The sequence below is a fragment of the Brevundimonas sp. P7753 genome (assembly GCF_013386595.1).
Classification (GTDB): Bacteria; Pseudomonadota; Alphaproteobacteria; order Caulobacterales; family Caulobacteraceae; genus Brevundimonas; species Brevundimonas bullata.
Map to the genome: position 1 here is coordinate 213 of NZ_JACARP010000231.1, position 379 is coordinate 591.

Sequence of the window (379 nt, forward strand, 5' to 3'; positions counted from 1 at the left end):
CGTGTGCGCGGCGGTGCGCGACGAGGCGCGCAGATCGTCATAGCTGCCGTCCGCCCCCATGCCCCAGACGCGTACGGCGCCGTGAATGACGCAGTTCTCGATGCGGATGTCGGTGGGGCGGCTCCAGTGCTGGGCCGAGACGCGGCGTGACCAGATGGCGATGGTCGGCTGGCGCGTGGTGGTGGCGACGCCGGGTCGCCCGACTGGGCCGCCCTGGCAGTCCAGTCCCGCGCCGGAGGCCTCGGCGCCCTCGATCAGCAGGGAGCGGCCGATGCTCTGGCCGGGCGTCAGCACCGCGCGGCAGGTCAGGCGATAGGGCGCCGTCGCCTCGGCGGTCAGCGCGCTCAGTTCGGCGGTGGTGCAGGGGCGGGCGGCGGGC

At 75.2% G+C, this 379-nt stretch carries 1 pseudogene; it reads right to left on the reverse strand.

What is annotated here, in order from left to right:
• Window positions 1-379 (reverse strand): annotated as a pseudogene (locus HX774_RS19315) (right-handed parallel beta-helix repeat-containing protein); the annotation flags it as partial.